Origin of the sequence: Streptomyces sp. NPDC021356 (assembly GCF_040641015.1) — a bacterium.
In the GTDB taxonomy this organism is placed as follows: Bacteria; Actinomycetota; Actinomycetes; order Streptomycetales; family Streptomycetaceae; genus Streptomyces.
The window spans coordinates 190,886-207,392 of record NZ_JBFACU010000001.1 but is presented as its reverse complement, the minus strand read 5'-3'; the positions used below and the strand labels follow the sequence as shown (position 1 = coordinate 207,392).

Annotated in this window: 12 protein-coding genes; 8 read left to right on the top strand and 4 right to left on the bottom strand. The window is 74.0% G+C overall.

The window, feature by feature from the left end:
- The first annotated feature begins 241 nt into the window (after positions 1-241).
- The 5 genes from AB0G56_RS00900 (at position 242) to AB0G56_RS00880 (ending at position 7,369) form a co-directional block, all read left to right on the top strand.
- The gene (locus tag AB0G56_RS00900) at positions 242-3,895 is read left to right on the top strand and encodes a nitrate reductase subunit alpha (RefSeq protein ID WP_360962210.1); all 3,654 of its coding nucleotides are present in this window, start codon (positions 242-244) and stop codon (positions 3,893-3,895) included.
- Positions 3,892-5,529, top strand: coding sequence for a nitrate reductase subunit beta (gene narH / locus AB0G56_RS00895; protein WP_360961530.1), 1,638 nt, complete (start codon positions 3,892-3,894; stop codon positions 5,527-5,529). The genes AB0G56_RS00900 and narH overlap by 4 nt, the downstream gene beginning before the upstream one ends.
- Positions 5,526-6,233, top strand: coding sequence for a nitrate reductase molybdenum cofactor assembly chaperone (narJ, locus tag AB0G56_RS00890; RefSeq protein WP_360961527.1), 708 nt, complete (start codon positions 5,526-5,528; stop codon positions 6,231-6,233). The genes narH and narJ overlap by 4 nt, the downstream gene beginning before the upstream one ends.
- Positions 6,230-6,973, top strand: coding sequence for a respiratory nitrate reductase subunit gamma (gene narI, locus AB0G56_RS00885; RefSeq protein WP_360961524.1), 744 nt, complete (start codon positions 6,230-6,232; stop codon positions 6,971-6,973). The genes narJ and narI overlap by 4 nt, the downstream gene beginning before the upstream one ends.
- 63 nt (positions 6,974-7,036) lie before the next feature.
- The gene (locus AB0G56_RS00880; protein ID WP_360961521.1) at positions 7,037-7,369 is read left to right on the top strand and encodes a cupin domain-containing protein; all 333 of its coding nucleotides are present in this window, start codon (positions 7,037-7,039) and stop codon (positions 7,367-7,369) included.
- Positions 7,370-7,437: 68 nt separating this feature from the next.
- Here AB0G56_RS00880 and AB0G56_RS00875 read toward each other — a convergent pair whose 3' ends face one another.
- Complete coding sequence (locus AB0G56_RS00875) at positions 7,438-8,640, bottom strand: carbohydrate-binding protein (RefSeq protein WP_360961518.1); 1,203 nt, start codon at positions 8,638-8,640, stop codon at positions 7,438-7,440.
- 167 nt (positions 8,641-8,807) lie between these two features.
- On the opposite strand from AB0G56_RS00875, the gene AB0G56_RS00870 reads away from it, so the two are divergent.
- The 3 genes from AB0G56_RS00870 (at position 8,808) to AB0G56_RS00860 (ending at position 12,161) form a co-directional block, all read left to right on the top strand.
- A complete protein-coding gene (locus AB0G56_RS00870) occupies positions 8,808-9,926 on the top strand; it encodes an NAD(+)/NADH kinase (protein WP_360961515.1) in 1,119 nt (372 codons plus the stop codon).
- Positions 9,927-10,027: 101 nt separating this feature from the next.
- The gene (locus AB0G56_RS00865) at positions 10,028-10,537 is read left to right on the top strand and encodes an SRPBCC family protein (protein WP_360961512.1); all 510 of its coding nucleotides are present in this window, start codon (positions 10,028-10,030) and stop codon (positions 10,535-10,537) included.
- On the top strand, positions 10,530-12,161 hold the full coding sequence (locus AB0G56_RS00860) for an NAD(P)/FAD-dependent oxidoreductase (protein ID WP_360961509.1): 1,632 nt from the start codon (positions 10,530-10,532) through the stop codon (positions 12,159-12,161). Before AB0G56_RS00865 ends, AB0G56_RS00860 begins: the two co-directional genes overlap by 8 nt.
- 105 nt (positions 12,162-12,266) lie before the next feature.
- Here the strand turns inward: AB0G56_RS00860 and AB0G56_RS00855 are convergent, their stop codons facing one another.
- The 3 genes from AB0G56_RS00855 to AB0G56_RS00845 form a co-directional block, all read right to left on the bottom strand.
- Positions 12,267-13,436: a PP2C family protein-serine/threonine phosphatase gene (locus tag AB0G56_RS00855; protein ID WP_360961506.1), complete on the bottom strand. Its 1,170-nt coding sequence runs from the start codon at positions 13,434-13,436 to the stop codon at positions 12,267-12,269.
- A 253-nt stretch (positions 13,437-13,689) separates the two neighbouring features.
- Complete coding sequence (locus AB0G56_RS00850; protein ID WP_360961503.1) at positions 13,690-14,613, bottom strand: LysR family transcriptional regulator; 924 nt, start codon at positions 14,611-14,613, stop codon at positions 13,690-13,692.
- Entirely contained in the window at positions 14,610-16,406 is a 1,797-nt protein-coding gene (locus tag AB0G56_RS00845) for an FUSC family protein (protein ID WP_360961500.1), read from the bottom strand. The genes AB0G56_RS00850 and AB0G56_RS00845 overlap by 4 nt, the downstream gene beginning before the upstream one ends.
- Positions 16,407-16,507: the final 101 nt, after the last annotated feature.

Below are 16,507 nucleotides of genomic sequence, written 5' to 3'. Positions count from 1 at the left end.
TTCCGCCAGGGACCGGGGCCCGTTCGTTCCCCCTCAGTGCCCCGGCACGATCACCTTACGCCGCCCTCCGGTAGGAGGCTTTTGTGATGATTCGCGCGATTGGCCGCTTGTCGTCCGGTCGGTGACGATCAAGACTGGCGACGGCCGGGTCCCCACATGGGCAGGACGCGTCGCCCGGGTCCTGCGCGAGAGAGGCGAGCGTGTGAGCACCGACCGCTCTGGTGAGGCTCTCGACCGTCTGATGCGCTCGGCGCAGTACTTCTTCCCCGGGGAGCAGTCGCCCGACCGGCGGGTCCTCTACCGGGACGGAGGCCGGGCCGCCGACGAGTTCTACCGGGAGCGGTGGCGGCACGACCGGGAGGTGCGCTCCACCCACGGAGTGAACTGCACGGGCTCCTGCTCGTGGCGGGTGTTCGTCAAGGACGGGATCATCACCTGGGAGACCCAGGCCACCGACTACCCGTCCGTGGGCCCCGACTCGCCCGAGTACGAGCCGCGCGGCTGCCCGCGCGGCGCCTCCTTCTCCTGGTACACGTACTCGCCGACCCGGATCCGCTACCCCTACGTGCGCGGCCCGCTCCTGGACCTGTGGCGGCAGGCCCGCTCCCGCACCGCCGACCCCGTCGCGGCGTGGGAGTGGCTGACCTCCGACCCCGAGCGGTGCGCGGCGTACAAGCGGGCCCGCGGCAAGGGCGGCTTCGTGCGCTGCACCTGGCAGGAGGCCACCGAACTGGTGGCGGCGGCGCAGGTGCACACCGTCAAGCGGTACGGCCCGGACCGCATCGTCGGCTTCTCGCCGATCCCGGCGATGTCGATGGCCTCCTACGCGGCGGGCAGCCGCTACCTGTCGATGATCGGCGGGACGATCTCCTCCTTCTACGACTGGTACGCCGACCTGCCGATGGCCTCGCCGCAGGTGTTCGGCGACCAGACCGACGTACCGGAGTCCGGCGACTGGTGGAACGCCGGCTACCTGATCGTGTGGGGCACCAACCTGCCGATCACACGCACGCCCGACGCGCACTTCATGACGGAGGCGCGCTACCGCGGCCAGAAGGTCGTCGTGGTCTCCCCGGACTACGGCGACCACACCAAGTTCGCCGACGACTGGCTCGCCGCGGCTCCCGGCACCGACGGCGCGCTCGCCATGGCCATGGGCCACGTCATCCTCACCGAGTTCTACCGCGACCGGCAGGTCCCCCGCTTCACCGAGTACGCCAAGACCTACACGGACCTGCCCTTCCTCGTGACCCTGCGCGAGCGCGAGGGCGCGTACGTGCCCGACAAGTTCCTCACCGCGGCGGACCTGCCCGGGGCGGGCGGCGAGGAGGCCGCCGCCTTCAAGACCGTGCTCCTGGACGCCCGCACCGGCGAGGCGGTCGTGCCGAACGGATCGCTCGGCTATCGCTGGACGTCCCCCGAGGACGGCCCCCGCTGGAACCTGCGGCTCGACGGCGTCGACCCTTTGCTGTCCCTGCACGGGCGGCCGGGCGGCGAGGCGGTGGCGGTGGACCTGCCGCGCTTCGACACCGGGCCGGGGGAGTCCGGGTCGGTGCTGCGGCGGGGTGTGCCGGTCACACGGATCGGCGGCCGCCTGGTCACCACCGTCTTCGACCTCGTCATGGCCCAGTACGGGGTGGCCCGCGAGGGTCTGCCCGGCCGGTGGCCCACCGGCTACGACGACGCGGCCGTGCCCTGCACCCCCGCCTGGCAGGAGGCCATCACCTCCGTGCCGGCCGGGGCGGCGGCCCGGGTCGCCCGGGAGTTCGCGCGCAACGCCGAACGCACCGGCGGCCGGTCCATGATCGCGATGGGGGCGGGCACCAACCACTGGTTCCACTCCGACCAGATCTACCGGAGCTTCCTGTCCCTGGTGATGCTCACCGGCAGCCAGGGCGTCAACGGCGGCGGCTGGGCGCACTACGTCGGCCAGGAGAAGGTGCGCCCGCTCACCGGCTGGTTCCACCTCGCCTTCGGCCTGGACTGGCAGCGGCCCACCCGGCACATGGTCGGCACCCCGCTGTTCTGGCTGGCCACCGACCAGTGGCGCTACGAGGCCTTCCCCGCCGACGTGCTCACCAGCGAACTGGGGCAGGGCCGCCTGGCGGGCCGTACGCTGCCCGACTGCAACGCGCTCGCCGCCCGGCTGGGCTGGATGCCCTCCCACCCGGCGTTCGACCGCAACCCGCTCGACCTGTGCGACGAGGCCGAACGGGCCGGCAAGGAGGTCGCCGACCACATCGTCGGCGAACTGAAGGCGGGACGGCTGCGGTTCGCCGCGGAGGACCCGGACGACCCGGCCAACTTCCCCCGGGTGCTGCTCATCTGGCGCGCGAACCTGTTCGCGTCCTCGATGAAGGGCCACGAGTACATGCTGCGCCACCTGCTCGGCACCGACGACGCGGTGACCGCTCCCGAGACCCCGCCCCACCTGCGTCCCGCGGACGTCACCTGGCGCGAGCAGGCGCCCGTCGGCAAGCTCGACCTGTCCGTGGCCGTCGACTTCCGGATGACCAGCACCTGCCTGTTCTCCGACGTGGTGCTGCCGGCGGCCACCTGGTACGAGAAGTACGACCTGTCCTCCACCGACATGCACCCCTTCGTGCACGCCTTCAGCCCGGCGATCGCACCGCCCTGGCAGACCCGCAGCGACTTCGACATCTTCCACGCGATGGCCGCCGAGTTCTCCCGTCTGGCCGCCGGCCACCTCGGCGTGCGCCGTGACGTCATCGCGGCCCCGCTCGCCCACGACACCCCGGACGAGCTGGCCCAGCCGCACGGCCGGGTCCGTGACTGGAGGGCCGGCGAGTGCGAACCCGTCCCCGGCCGCACCCTGCCGAAACTGATCGTGGTCGAGCGCGACTACACCAAGGTCGCCGAGAAGATGGCCGCCGTCGGCCCCCTCATCGACACCCTCGGCACCTCGACCAAGGGCCTCACCTGGAACCCCGGGGAGGAGATCGCCTACCTGCGCGCGCGCAACGGCACGGTCCGCGGCGGGGTCGCCGGTGGACGGCCGTCCATCGCCCGCGACGACCAGTTCTGCGAGGCCGTCCTGGCGCTGTCCGGCACCACCAACGGGCGGGTCGCCGTGCAGTCGCTGCGCGCCCTGGAGGAACGCACCGGCGTCCCGCTCGCCGACCTGGCCGAGGAACGCTCCGGCGACCGCATCACCTTCGAGGACACCCGCGTCCAGCCCCGCGCGGTCATCACCTCCGCCGAGTGGTCCGGCACCGAGTCCGGCGGCCGGCGCTACTCGCCCTTCACCGTCAACGTCGAGCGCCTCAAACCCTGGCACACCCTCACCGGCCGCCAGCACTTCTTCCTCGACCACGACTGGATGGCCGAGTTCGGTGAACAACTCCCGATCTACCGACCTCCGTTGAACATGCTCGCCCACGTCGGCGACCCACGCCGCCACCCGGCCGGGCACCGCGAACTCGTCGTGCGCTACCTGACCCCGCACTCGAAGTGGTCCATCCATTCCGAGTACCAGGAGAACCTGCACATGCTCACGCTGTTCCGCGGCGGGCCGGTGATCTGGATGAGCCCCCTGGACGCGGAGAGGATCGGCGCCGCCGACAACGACTGGATCGAGGCGTACAACCGCAACGGCGTGGTCGCCTGCCGCGCCGTGGTCACCCACCGCATGCCCGAGGGCACCGTGTTCATGTACCACACCATGGACCGCCACCTGAACGTACCGCGCACCGAGACCTCGGGACTGCACGGCGGCGGCGACAACTCCCTGACCAGGCTGATGATCAAACCCACCCATCTGATCGGCGGCTACGCCCAGTTCAGCTACGGCTTCAACTACATCGGTCCCACCGGCAACCAGCGGGACGAGATCACCGTCATCCGCCGCCGCGCACAGGAGGTCGACTTCACGTGAAGGTCATGGCCCAGGTGGCGATGGTGATGAACCTGGACAAGTGCATCGGCTGCCACACCTGCTCGGTGACCTGCAAACAGACCTGGACCAACCGGCCGGGCGCCGAGTACATCTGGTTCAACAACGTCGAGACCAAGCCGGGCGCCGGCTACCCGCGCCGCTACGAGGACCAGGAGAAGTGGAAGGGCGGCTGGACCCTGAACCGGCGGGGCCGGCTGACGCTCAGGTCCGGCGGCCGGGTGCGCAAGCTGCTCAGCCTGTTCTACAACCCCGAACTGCCCTCCCTCGACGACTTCTACGAGCCGTGGACGTACGACTACCGGAGCCTGACCACCGCGCCCCTGTCCGACAGCTTCACCAGCGCCCGCCCCAAGTCCCAGCTGACCGGCCGGGACATGCGGCCCGTGCACGGCCCGAACTGGGACGACGACCTCGCCGGCGCCGGTGAGTACGCCGCCGCCGACCCGAACCTGAAGGGACTCGCCGAACGCGTGCGGATGGAGTTCGAGCACACCTTCATGTTCTACCTGCCGCGCATCTGCGAGCACTGCCTCAACCCGTCCTGCGTCGCCTCCTGCCCCTCGGGCGCGATGTACAAGCGGGAGGAGGACGGCATCGTCCTCGTCGACCAGGACCGCTGCCGCGGCTGGCGGTTCTGCGTCTCCGGCTGCCCCTACAAGAAGGTCTACTTCAACCACCGCACCGGCAAGGCCGAGAAGTGCACCTTCTGCTATCCGCGCATCGAGGCCGGGCAGCCCACCGTCTGCTCCGAGACCTGCGTCGGCCGGCTGCGCCACCTGGGCGTGCTGCTCTACGACGCCGACGCCGTCCTCGGCGCGGCCTCCGTCAAGGACGACAAGGACCTGTACGAGGCACAGCTGTCGGTCTTCCTCGACCCCGGCGAGCCCTGGGTGCAGGAGGCCGCCGAACGCGACGGCGTCGCCCGCGACTGGATCCAGGCCGCCGGGCGCTCACCGGTGTACGCGCTGATCAAACGACACCGGGTGGCCCTGCCCCTGCACCCGGAGTACCGCACCCTGCCGATGGTCTGGTACGTCCCCCCGCTCTCCCCGGTCGCCGACGCCGTGCACGCCACCGGCTACCACGACGACGACCCCGACCGGATCTTCGCCGCCATCGACGCGCTGCGCATCCCGGTCGAGTACCTGGCGAACCTCTTCACCGCCGGGGACACCGCCGTGGTCGAGGGCGTGCTGCGCAAACTCACCACCATGCGCGCCCACATGCGGGCCCGGCAGCTCGGCGACCCCGCCCCCCGGGAACTGCTCGACCGCGTGGGCGCGAGCGCCGACGACATCGAGGACCTGTACCGGCTGCTCGCCGTCGCCAAGTACGAGGAACGCTACGTCGTCCCCAAGGCGCACGCCGAGGGATCGGGCGCGCTGATGGCCCAGCACTGCTCCCTGGACCACCCCGGCGGCGTGGGCGATTCAGGGGCGCGCGAGGCGGACCGGCTCGGCCCGCTGCCGCCGCCCGCGCTGCCCGGCCTCACGGCACCCGGCGGCGGCAGCCAGTTCCACGACAGCGACGGACAGGTGCGCTTCAACCTCCTCGGCTGGAACGGCGACGGCCCGGCACCAGGACTCTTCGGAACCCCGAAGGACGCCTCATGAGCCCGCGCCGCACCCCGCACCGGGCCGCGGACACCCCGCTCGTGCACCGCGTCGCCGCCGTCCTGCTGCGCTACCCGGACCCCGGCGCGCTCGCCTGCCTCGACGACGTCACCGCCGTCCTGCCCGCCGTCACCGACGCCGCCGACCGGGCCCGGCTGGCCGCCGTCGCCGAGCACCTGCGGAGCCTGGCACCCACCGAGGCCGCCCAGCGCTACGTGGCCACCTTCGACCACACCCGGCGCCGCTCCCTGCACCTGACCTACTACCGGCACGGCGACACCCGCGCCCGCGGCATGGCGCTGCTCGCCCTCAAGCACACCTACCGCGGGGCCGGCCACGAGCCCCCACAGTCCGAGCTGCCGGACTTTCTCCCGCTCGTGCTGGAGTTCGCCGCGCTCGCCCCGGAGCCCGGGCACCGCGTCCTCGTGCAGTGCCGGGCCGGCCTCGAACTGCTCCGCCGGGCCCTCGCCGAGCGGTCCGACCCGTACACACCCGTACTGGAGGCGGTGTGCGGACGGCTGCCCCGGCCGGGCCGCCGCGAGCGCGAGACCTGGCGGCGGCTCGCCGCGGACGGGCCGCCCGCCGAACAGGTGGGCCTGGAGCCGTTCGCCCCGCCCGAGTACATGGCCGCCGCCTCCGCCCCCTCGGCGCACCCCACGCCCCTGCCCGCGTCCGTCCCCGCCCCGACCGGAGAGAACCGATGAACTCCTGGGACCTGTGGTGGTGGGTCATCCTGCCCTACCTCGCCCTGGTCACCTTCGCCGTCGGCCACGTGTGGCGCTGGCGCTACGACCAGTTCGGCTGGACCAGCCGCTCCACGCAGCTCCAGGAATGGCGCCTGCTCAAGTGGGGCGGGCCCCTCTTCCACTACGGCACGTTCGCGGCCATCGCGGGACACGTGCTGGGCATCCTCGTCCCGGAGTCCTTCACCCGGTGGCTCGGCATCCCCGAGAACACCTACCGCTGGTTCTCCACCATCGGCGGCACCGTCGCCGCGCTCGCCGTGATCGCCGGGGTCGCGGTCCTCGCCTTCCGCCGCACCACCGTGCCCCGCGTGCGCGCCTCCACCAGCCCCGTCGACTGGCTGGCGCTGCTCCTGCTGGCCGTCGTGATCGTGCTGGGCATCATCCCGACCATGGGCGTCAACCTCTTCGGCGCCGGCTACGACTACCGGCAGAGCGTCGCGCTGTGGTTCCGCGGCCTGTTCGCCGGGAGCCCCGACGTCACGGCCATCTCGCACGCGCCGTTGATCTACCAGGTCCACGCCACCGCGGCCTGGGCGATCCTCGCCGTGTGGCCCTTCACCCGGCTGGTGCACGCCTGGAGCGTCCCGCTGTGGTATCTGTGGCGTCCGTACGTCCTCTACCGGCGCCGGGTCCCGGCCCACCCCGCCGAGCCGGGCACCAGCGGCCGCCGCTGGCGCCGCATCGGCGTCCGCTACTGAGCCCCGGCCCCCCGCCCCGTCCGACCGGCCCGTCCGCCCTCGTCCGTCAGCAGGAGCGCAGCCATGCAGAAGATCTCCCTCGACGCCCGCGCCCGTGAGCACCTGGAACGGGCGGAGGCCTCCTCCACCGGCCGCAGCGCGGAGACCGTCCACGGCGGCCACGAGCGCGTGCTGCGGCAGACCCTGATCGCCCTGCGCGCCGGGACCGAGCTGACCGAGCACGAGAACCCGGGCGAGGCGACCGTGCTGGTGCTGCGCGGGCGCGTCCGGCTGCGCAGCGGCGACGCCTCCTGGGACGGCATGGCCGGGGACCTGCTCATCGTGCCCCCGGCCAGGCACAGCCTGGAGGCCGTCGAGGACGCCGCGGCGCTGCTGACGGTCGCCGAGCGGCCCTGAGCGCGCGGTGCGCGGCGGGCCGGCCGGCGGGGATCGCCCGCGGCCCGGCCGGCCCGCCGCTCAGGCCGTCAGCAGGCGCCCTCGTCCTGCCACGGGCCCCACTGGGAGGCGCCGGGGGTCTCGTTCTGCGTCCACCACTTGGCCTTCCAGTTGTGCTTGCCGTAGGAGACCTCGCTGCCTCCGGTGTACGCCGTGGTCGCGTTCCAGGCCGTCTTGCAGCCGGTGCTCGGCGGCGGTGTGGTGGGAGGCGTCGTGGGCGGGGTCGCGCCGGCGAACTTCACCGAGTACTTGGCGAAGTCCCAGGAGTTCTGCGGCACGCTGGAGCAGGTGCCCGAGGTCCGGCCGCCGTTGTCGGGCGGCGAGCACTGGCGGTCGCGGTTGAGCGACCAGAACGTGAAGCGGTCCATGTTGTGGCCGGTGGCGAAGTCCAGCACGGTCTGGAAGTCGCTCTGCGGGAACATCTCCCCGGTGTCGCTGCGGCCGTTCATGCCGGAGAAGCCCTCGTGGGCGTAGGCGGTCGCCTCGTTCCAGCCGAAGGTGGACTGCAGGACCTGGTTGAACTTGGTCAGCGCCGCGGTCTGGGAGGCCGCGCCGTTGAACCCGCCGTCGAACGGCATGATGGAGAAGTTGTTGGGGGTGAATCCCTGGGACTTGGCCTCCAGCAGCATCTGCTTGCCGAACCAGCCGGTGCCGTCCGCGGTCCCCGCGGTGGTGACGGAGACGTACAGCCCGGGGTTGTTCTGCTGGAGGATCTTCGCCGCGCCGATCTCGTTCTTGATGGCGGCGGTGTTCTCGTACTCCGGCTCCTCCAGGTCGAAGTCGATGGCGTGCAGGCCGTACTTGGTGATGACCTGCTGGTACGCCGAGGCCGTGGCGGCCGCGTCCGAGCAGGCCTGCCCGAGCTTGGTGCCGCCGTAGCCGCCGATGGAGACGGAGACGTCACCGCCCTTGGCGCGGATGGCGTCGATCACCGACTTCACGGCGGTGTCGGAGGAGACCGCGGCCTTGCCGTCCCAGGTGGGCGAGCAGCCGCCGCCGTCGGGGGCGAGGACGAAGGCGAGCTGGAACGCCTTGAGGCCGGTGGCGTCCATGATGGCGCCGGCGTTCGGCGGATCGTTGTCCAGCGGCATGAGGTACGGGGCCGCGGCGTACCAGCGGTTGCTCAGCGCGCTCGGCGCGCCCGAGGCGTTGCCCGCGACCAGTGCGGTGGTGCCGAGGGCGGCGAGCCCGACGGCGGCGGTCGCGCCCAGACATGCGCGAAGACGTGTCACTGCGTGCCTCCAGGGGAGGTGGTGGGGAAGTCGCACCAGCTTCCTGAGGGTGTTGCGGGCACGTCAACGGATTGGTCTGGACCAGATGATTCCTTGGAGTGGACCATGCGATTCCTTTACCTGATTCCCGCGCTACCGGCTCCCGCCGGGGGGAACCCGCCGGAGCTGTGACAGTGCGTCGGATCGGCCTGGTCGTACACGGCGGGCGGCCCGAGGCCGTGGCCGCCGAACGGACCGTGCACGCCTGGTGCGAGGAGCGCGCCGTGCGGTGCACCGACATCGACGTGTGGAACGACGGCGGCCGGCGCAGCGCGGGCGAGGAGGTGGAGGCCGCCGGCGACCCCGACCTCATCGTCACCCTGGGCGGCGACGGCACCTTCCTGCGCGGCGCCCGCCTCGCCGCGGAACACGACGCCCTGGTCCTGGGCGTCGACCTCGGCCGGGTCGGCTTCCTCACCGAGGTGCCCGCCACGGTCGTGCGCGCCGCCCTGGACGCCGTGGTCGAGGACCGGCTGACCGTCGAGAGCCGCATGCTGCTCACCCTGCGCGCCTCACGCCGCCTGGAGGTGCCCGCGGGCATCGAGGAACTGATGCGCTACGGCCGCCGCCCGCTGCTGCCCCCGCCCCGGGTACGCACCGACTGCGAGGTCGGCGGCGACTGGGGCATCGCCCTGAACGTCACCGCGCTCAACGACATCGTCCTGGAGAAACTGGCCCGCGACCGGCAGGTGTCCGTCGGCGTCTACATCGCCGGCCGGCTCCTGGCGTCGTACTCCGCCGACGCCCTCCTCGTCGCCACCCCCACCGGGTCGACCGCCTACAGCTTCGCCGCCGGCGGCCCCGTCGTCTCCCCGCGCGCGGACGCCCTCGTCTTCACCCCCGTCGCCCCGCACATGGCGTTCAACCGCTCGGTGGTGGCGGCGCCCGACGAACCCGTGGCGCTGCGCGTGCTGGAACGGTCCGGGCAGGCCGCCGTCAGCATCGACGGCCAGTTGCGGGGAGTGCTGGACGCGGGCGACTGGATCGGCGTGTACGCCGCCCCGCGCCGGCTGCGGGCCGTACGGCTGGGCCCCATGGACTTCTACGGCCGCCTGCGCGAGCGGATGAACCTCACCGACGCCCCGGCGGCGGTGGCCGACGGCACCCCCGCCCCGCTGTGGCCGGTGACGACCCCGCCGCCCGGCGACCTCACCCACCTCGCGCTGCCGCCCGTACCCGACGCGGGGGCGTGCCCGGCCGGGACCGACCCGCACGCGGGCCACCAGGACGGACCCGGACGCGGGTAGCCGGCCGGCGGAGCGGGCACGGCCGCGGGGAGCCGGTTGGCCGGGGCGCCAGAGGGGCACTCGGGCGGGCGACCGCACGACAGCGACTCCCGGAGGCACGCGTGGCCGTACGTCACCGTCTGATCAAGACCACACCCGGGACCGTGTGGGACCTGCTCGCCGACGGCACCCGCTACGCCGAGTGGGTCGTTGGCACGGCCCGTTCCGAACCCGTGCGCGGACGATGGCCGCAGCTCGGCTCCGCCATCGAGTACCAGGTCCGCCTCGGACCGCTGCGGCTCACCAACCAGACCATCGTCCGCAACTGCGCGGAGGGCACCCTGCTCGAACTGGAGGCTCAAGCGGGCTTCCTGGGCACCGCGCGCATCTCCGTCGAACTGCGCCCCTGGGGCGAGCACTGCCTGGTCATCGTGGACGAGCACCCCTTGCAGGGCGCGGGCGGCGTGGTGCACAACATGGGCGTCGAGGCGCTGATCCAGATCCGGCACCGCGCCATGCTCGCCCGCCTCGCCAAGGTGTGCGAGGGCGACGCGGCACGCGCCCGCCGGGCGCCGCGCCCCGCCGCGCGAAACACCGCCAAAGCGCACGGAGCGGGAGGCGGCCATGCCTGACGCCGTGGTGATCGGGGCCGGCCCCAACGGCCTGGTGGCGGCGAACCTGCTGGCCGACGCGGGCTGGAGCGTGGAGGTCCTGGAGGAACAGCCCGAACCCGGCGGGGCGGTGCGGCACGACAGGGGCGTCGACCCGGACTTCGTCAACGACCTCTTCAGCTCCTTCTACCCGCTGGCCGCCGCCTCGCCCGTCCTGGCCCGGCTCCGGCTCCAGGACCACGGCCTGCGCTGGAGCCACGCCCCGCACGTGCTGGCCCACCCCCTGACCGACGGCCGGTGCGCCGTCCTGGACCGGGGCATCGACACCACCGCGGCCTCCCTCGACGCGTTCGCCGCCGGGGACGGGGCGGCCTGGCGGCGCCTGCACGAGATCTGGCAGCGGCTGGGACCCGACCTGATGGACGCCCTGTTCGCGCCGTTCCCGCCGGTCAGGGCCGGGGCCCGGCTGGCCGCCCGGCTGCGGGGGGCGGGCGGGCTGCGGCTGGCCCGCACCATGCTGCTCCCGGTGCGCCGGATGGGGGAGGAGGAGTTCCGCGGCGAGGGCGGCCGGCTGCTCCTGGCCGGCAACGCGCTGCACGCCGACCTCGCGCCGGAGTCCGCCGGCAGCGGCGGGTTCGGCTGGCTGATGTCCATGCTCGGCCAGACGAACGGCTTCCCCGTCCCGGTCGGCGGAGCCGGCGCCCTCACCCAGGCCCTGACCCGGCGGCTGCGCGCGCAGGGCGGCACCCTGCGCTGCGGCGAGCGGGTCGACCACGTCGTCGTGCGCGGCGGGCGTGCCGTCGGCGTGCGCACCGCGGGCGGCGCCGTGGTGGCCGCGGACCGGGCCGTGCTCGCCGACGTGTCCGTGCCCGCGCTGTACGGCGGCCTCGTTGACCCCGAGCACCTGCCCCCGCAGCTCCTCGCCGACCTGCGCCGCTTCCAGTGGGACTTCGCCACCTTCAAGGTCGACTGGGCGCTGGACGGCCCCGTGCCGTGGCGGACCGGGCAGACCGCAGGGGCGGGCACCGTCCACCTGGCGGACGGCCTCGACGAACTCACCCGGTTCACCGCGCAGATCGCCATGCGGCAGGTCCCCGACCGGCCCTTCGCGCTGTTCGGCCAGATGACGACGGCGGACCCCTCGCGTTCCCCGCGCGGCACCGAGTCGGCCTGGGCCTACACGCACGTCCCCCGGGAGATCACCGGGGACGCGGCGGACGAGGGGCTGACCGGCGCGTGGGACACCCGCGAGCAGGAGATCATGGCCGACCGGATGGAACGGCAGGTCGAACGGTTCGCACCGGGCTTTCGTGCGACGGTCCGCGCCCGCCGGATCCTGGCCCCGCCCACCCTCCAGGCGCTCGACAGCAATCTCGACACCGGCTCCATCAACGGCGGCACCACCGCCCTGCACCAACAGCTCGTCTTCCGCCCGGTGCCCGGCACCGGACGTCCCGAGACGCCCGTGGCCGGCCTCTACCTCGCCTCCGCCGGAGCCCATCCCGGCGGCGGCGTCCACGGCGCGCCGGGCGCCAACGCCGCACGCGCCGCGCTGCGCCGCAGGCTGCCGCCGGGACTGTCGCGGGCCCAGCGCGCGCTGGCGCGACGCGACCGGGCGGGCCACCGGACGGCACCGGCCGGCTGAACCACGGGCGGACCTCGGCGGCTCAGGCGCGGTCCGCCTTTGGTCGGCAAGCAGTGGTCCGGGAGCGGTCCGCGAGTGGTCCGCGAGTCGTCGTTCGGGGGCGGTTCAGGCGCGGGAGTCCCCGGGCAGGCGGTACGCGGCCAGCGCGGCGAGGTCGTCGTCGAGGTGCCCGCCGCTGTAGGCGACCAGGTCCTCGTGCAGGCGGTCGAGGAGTTCACGGGGCGCGAGACCGACCCAGGGGCCGACGCGGTCGGCGAGCGGGTAGAAGGTCCCCTGGCGGTCGCGGGTCTCGGTGACGCCGTCGGTGTAGAGCAGCAGCTGGTCGCCGGGCCGGAACGGTTCGACGTCCAGGTGGTAGCCGTCGCCGATCAGCACGCCCAGGTTGATGGGCGGGGAGGGGTCGGTCGCGTGCAGCTCGGCGACCCCGCCCTCCTTGATGATCAGCGGCGGCGGATGCCCGCAGTTGACGATGCGGACGACCGGCTCGTGGTCGGGGATCTCCGCGAACACCGCGGTGACGAAGCGTTCGGCCGCCTCCCCGCCGGGGAGCTGCGCGGCGTGGCGGCTCATGCTCCGCTCCATGCGGCGGGCGACGCCGATCAGGTCAGGCTCGTCGTGGGCGGCCTCCCGGAAGGCGCCGAGCATCGTCGCCGCCGTCTCGACGGCGACCAGCCCCTTGCCCCGGACGTCGCCGACCAGCAGCCGTACCCCGAACGCCGTCGGCACCGCCTCGTACAGGTCGCCCCCGATGCGCGCCTCCGCCGCCGCGGACAGGTACAGGGTCTCCACGGAGACCTGGCCGAGCCGGCGGGGGACCGGGCGCAGTAACACCCGCTGCGCGGTCTCCGCCACGAAACGCACCGTGGCGAGCGTGCGTTCGCGGCGCGTGCGGTGCACCGCCAGGATCGTCCCGAGCACGCCGACCAGGACGGTGCAGGTGTAGTTGGCCACGTAGTGGCGGTCCCAGAGGTAGCCCACGGTGCGGCCCGCGCAGCACGGGGTGCCCGCCAGCACACCTTCGAACACGATGGCGAAGAGGGTGACGGCTGCCACCGCGACGGGGCCGTAGGCGTAGGCGGCGACCAGGGGCAGCGCGATGAGCAGGAAACTCACCGGCCAGTCCACCGGAGTGACCGGTTCGATGGCCAGCACCACCGCGAGGTAGACGACCGGCAGCCAGAGCAGCCACGGGGGCGGCGCGGGCACGCGCGGCTGCTCGGACTTCCTGCGCGCCGCCCGCAAGGAGCCGTACCCGCGCCCGAACGGTCGTCTCATCGTCGTCTCCCGCGCCGCCCCGCCGCCGCCCGCGAGGACGCGGGAGGACCGGACGCGCGTACGGCTGCGCGCGCCGCCCGCGGGCGGCGGTCCGCGCGGAGGGACTCAGGCGGCCTGTTCACAGGGACTCCCGACGGGCTCGGTCAAACCACCAGAGTGCCGGGCGGCCCCGTGCCGTACGCCCCATTGCTCCAGGCAAGGGCATGTCCGCAGCGAGGGCACGAGGGCTCCTGCGCCGGGCCACGGGACGCCCTCACCCCCGTCCGGCGGGTTCGCCGGCCGAAGCGGCCGTCGCCCGCAGCGCGTGGTCGAGGAAGCGCCGCGCCACCGGCGGCAGGGTGCGGCCGGTGAGCCGCGCGATGCCGATGTCGCGCGCACCGTGCACGTCGGTGATCTCCAGGTAGCGGATGGGGAAGTCCGGGCCGGCCGCCGCGTCCGGTGACGACGGGATCAGCGACACGCCCAGTCCGGCGGCGACCAGTCCGCGCAGCGTGTGCACCTCCTCGCCCTCGAAGCCGGCCCGCGGGGCGAAGCCCGCCTGACGGCACAGGGTCTCGGTGACGCTGCGCAGGCCGTAGCCCGGTTTGAGGAGGATGAACGGTTCCTCGGCGACCTCGGCCAGCCGGACCCGGGGGCGCTCGGCGAGGCGGTGCCCGGTGGGCACGGCGAGCCAGAGCGGTTCGACCAGCAGCCGCCGCCAGGTGATCAGCGGATGCTCCGGATCGCCGCTGGTGATCACCAGGTCCGCGGTGCCGGCCAGGAGGTGCTGGACCAGACCGTTCTCCTCGTGCTGGTGCAGTTCGAAGCGGACCTGCGGGAGGGCCTCCCGGAACCCCGTGACGAGCCGGGGCACCAGCCAGGTGCCCAGTGTGTGCAGGAAGGCCAGCGACACCACGCCCGCCTCCGGGTCGACGACCTCGGCCACGGCCCGCCGCCCCCGGTCGCAGGCGTCCAGGGCGGCGTCGACGTACTCCTTGAACACCCGCCCGGCCGGGGTGGGCCGCAGCACACGCCCGACCCGCTGGAGCAGTTCCGCGCCCACCTCGTCCTCCAGCCGGTGCAGTGCCCGCGACAGGGCGGGCTGGGTGACACGGGCGTCGGCGGCGGCCTCCGTCACCGTGAGGCCCTCGGCCACCGCCTGGTACGCACGCAGCACCTGGAGATCCATCGTGCTCATCCTCCCATCGCACCCGCCACGCCGCAGCGAGGAGCACGCAGCGCGGACGCGGCCGGCGCGGCGCCCAGGTTCCGGGCACTGACGGCGTCACAGAGCCGCTCGGCCGCGCCGACGGCGTCCGCCAGACCGCTCAGGTCGGGCAGGTCGCGCGCCCCTCGGCCGGGCCGACCCGGCTCGCGCTGCGCGTGGACCAGTGCCCGCCGGGCCTCGGCGAGCCGGTGGTAGGCCGTCCGGCGCAGTGCGTGCCGCTGTGTCGCCGGGGCGCCGGGGGCCAGGTCCCGGTAGCGGCGGGCGGCGGCCAGGGCGGCCTCGGTCTGCGCGCGCGCCCGGCCCTGCGCGGAGTCGGGCCACAGCGCGAGGTGCGCGACGAGGACGACGGCCGCGGCCAGGGCGGTGTCGAGGATGCGCGCCGAGTACAGCGCCCGGTGGTCGCCGAGCAGGTCGACGAGGACGAACACGATCGCCGTCAGGGCGGTCGTGGCGAGCGCGTAGTGGTGGCGCACTCCGACGGCCATGAGCGCGCCGAAGGCGGCCACGGCGCCGATGAGGACGCAGGTGTCGCTCGTCAGCAGGGTCACCGCGCCGATGGCGGCCACCCCGGCGACCGTACCCGCGCAGCGGTGCAGGGCCCGGCGCGGCACGGGGCCGAAGTCCGGCTTGTAGACGAAGGCCACCGTCATCGGCAGCCAGTACCCGCGCGGGCCGTGCAGCAGCACGGCGCACAGCTGGGCGACGAGCACGCAGCCCGCGAGCAGCACGGTGTAGCGCACCTGGGCGGCCCGCCCGTGCCAGGGGAACGCCGGGAGACGTGCCGCCGGGGCGTCCGGGCGGGTCCGGCCGCACTCCGCGGCCAGGGCGGCGAGGGCACGCAGGCCGGGGGAGTCCGGCTCGGGGGCCGCGGTGTCTCCGGCCTCCGGCAGGGGCCGGGACGCCGTCTCGCCCGTCCCGTCCGCCTTGCCCGTCTCGGCCGGGGGCCGCGACGCCGTCCTCCCGGGCTCGGGCAGCAGCCGGGCCGCCGTCAGCAGCGGCACCTGGCCGGCCCACCGGGGCAGCGGCCGTCCCTCCCACACCAGTGCCGAGGTCACTTCGCCGAGCCGCACCGCCGTGTGGAAGGCGGTCCGCAGCGCGTCCCGCTCCGTGCCGGGACGGGCGCGGCCGGTCAGATGGCGGCCCATCACCCGGTGGGCGTGGTCGAGGACCGAGGTCAGCCGCCGCCGCGCGGGTTCGGCCCCGGGCGAACCCGCCGCCGACAGGGCCTCGGCGGCGGCCCGGTAGGCGGCGCGGACGGCCGCCCGCTCGATGGCGTGCCGCCGCCACAGCCAGGGCGTGGCGCAGAGCACGACCACGACCGCGACCCCGGCGAGCAGCGCGAGCGGGGCCTGCCACCACGGCCCCGGCACGGGGATGCCCCCGCCCACGGTCGCGCCGAGCAGGAGGTGCAGGCCGGCCACGGAGGCGAGCGGCCCGCGGAGGCTGACGGAGCCCGCGAGCAGGGCGGCGGCGACCAGGCAGACGGTCACCGCGCCCGGCCGGCCGCTGCGCAGCGCGAGTTCCCCGGCGAGCAGGCCGAGGGCGGCCGGCAGGCCCGTGCAGGCCAGCCGCCGCACCCGCAGCCGGTAGGGGTCGTCGCCGTCCTGGCTCACCCCCCACAGCGCGCCGATGCCCGCGATCACCGCGGGGGTGATGCGGCCGGTGGCCACGCCGACCAGCAGCGGCACGGCGAGTGCGACGGCTCCCCGCGCCGCCGCCGCGAGGGGCAGCGGGGTGAACGGGACGCGGCGCGACGCCTTCATGGACCGATCGACTCCTCGTGGTGGGGGGTGCATGCCCTTCCAGGGTCGATCACGCGGGACACATGCGTCCAATGCCTGAAGATTCACGAAATCATGCACAG

Excerpts from the sequence above, each read along its gene's own strand:
- AB0G56_RS00900 (WP_360962210.1), top strand. The coding sequence starts at position 242 with ATGCGCTCGGCGCAGTACTTCTTCCCCGGGGAGCAGTCGCCCGACCGG.
- narJ (WP_360961527.1), top strand. The coding sequence starts at position 5,526 with ATGAGCCCGCGCCGCACCCCGCACCGGGCCGCGGACACCCCGCTCGTG.
- narI (WP_360961524.1), top strand. The coding sequence starts at position 6,230 with ATGAACTCCTGGGACCTGTGGTGGTGGGTCATCCTGCCCTACCTCGCC.
- AB0G56_RS00880 (WP_360961521.1), top strand. The coding sequence starts at position 7,037 with ATGCAGAAGATCTCCCTCGACGCCCGCGCCCGTGAGCACCTGGAACGG.
- AB0G56_RS00860 (WP_360961509.1), top strand. The coding sequence starts at position 10,530 with ATGCCTGACGCCGTGGTGATCGGGGCCGGCCCCAACGGCCTGGTGGCG.
- AB0G56_RS00855 (WP_360961506.1), bottom strand. The coding sequence starts at position 13,436 with ATGAGACGACCGTTCGGGCGCGGGTACGGCTCCTTGCGGGCGGCGCGC.
- AB0G56_RS00850 (WP_360961503.1), bottom strand. The coding sequence starts at position 14,613 with ATGAGCACGATGGATCTCCAGGTGCTGCGTGCGTACCAGGCGGTGGCC.
- AB0G56_RS00845 (WP_360961500.1), bottom strand. The coding sequence starts at position 16,406 with ATGAAGGCGTCGCGCCGCGTCCCGTTCACCCCGCTGCCCCTCGCGGCG.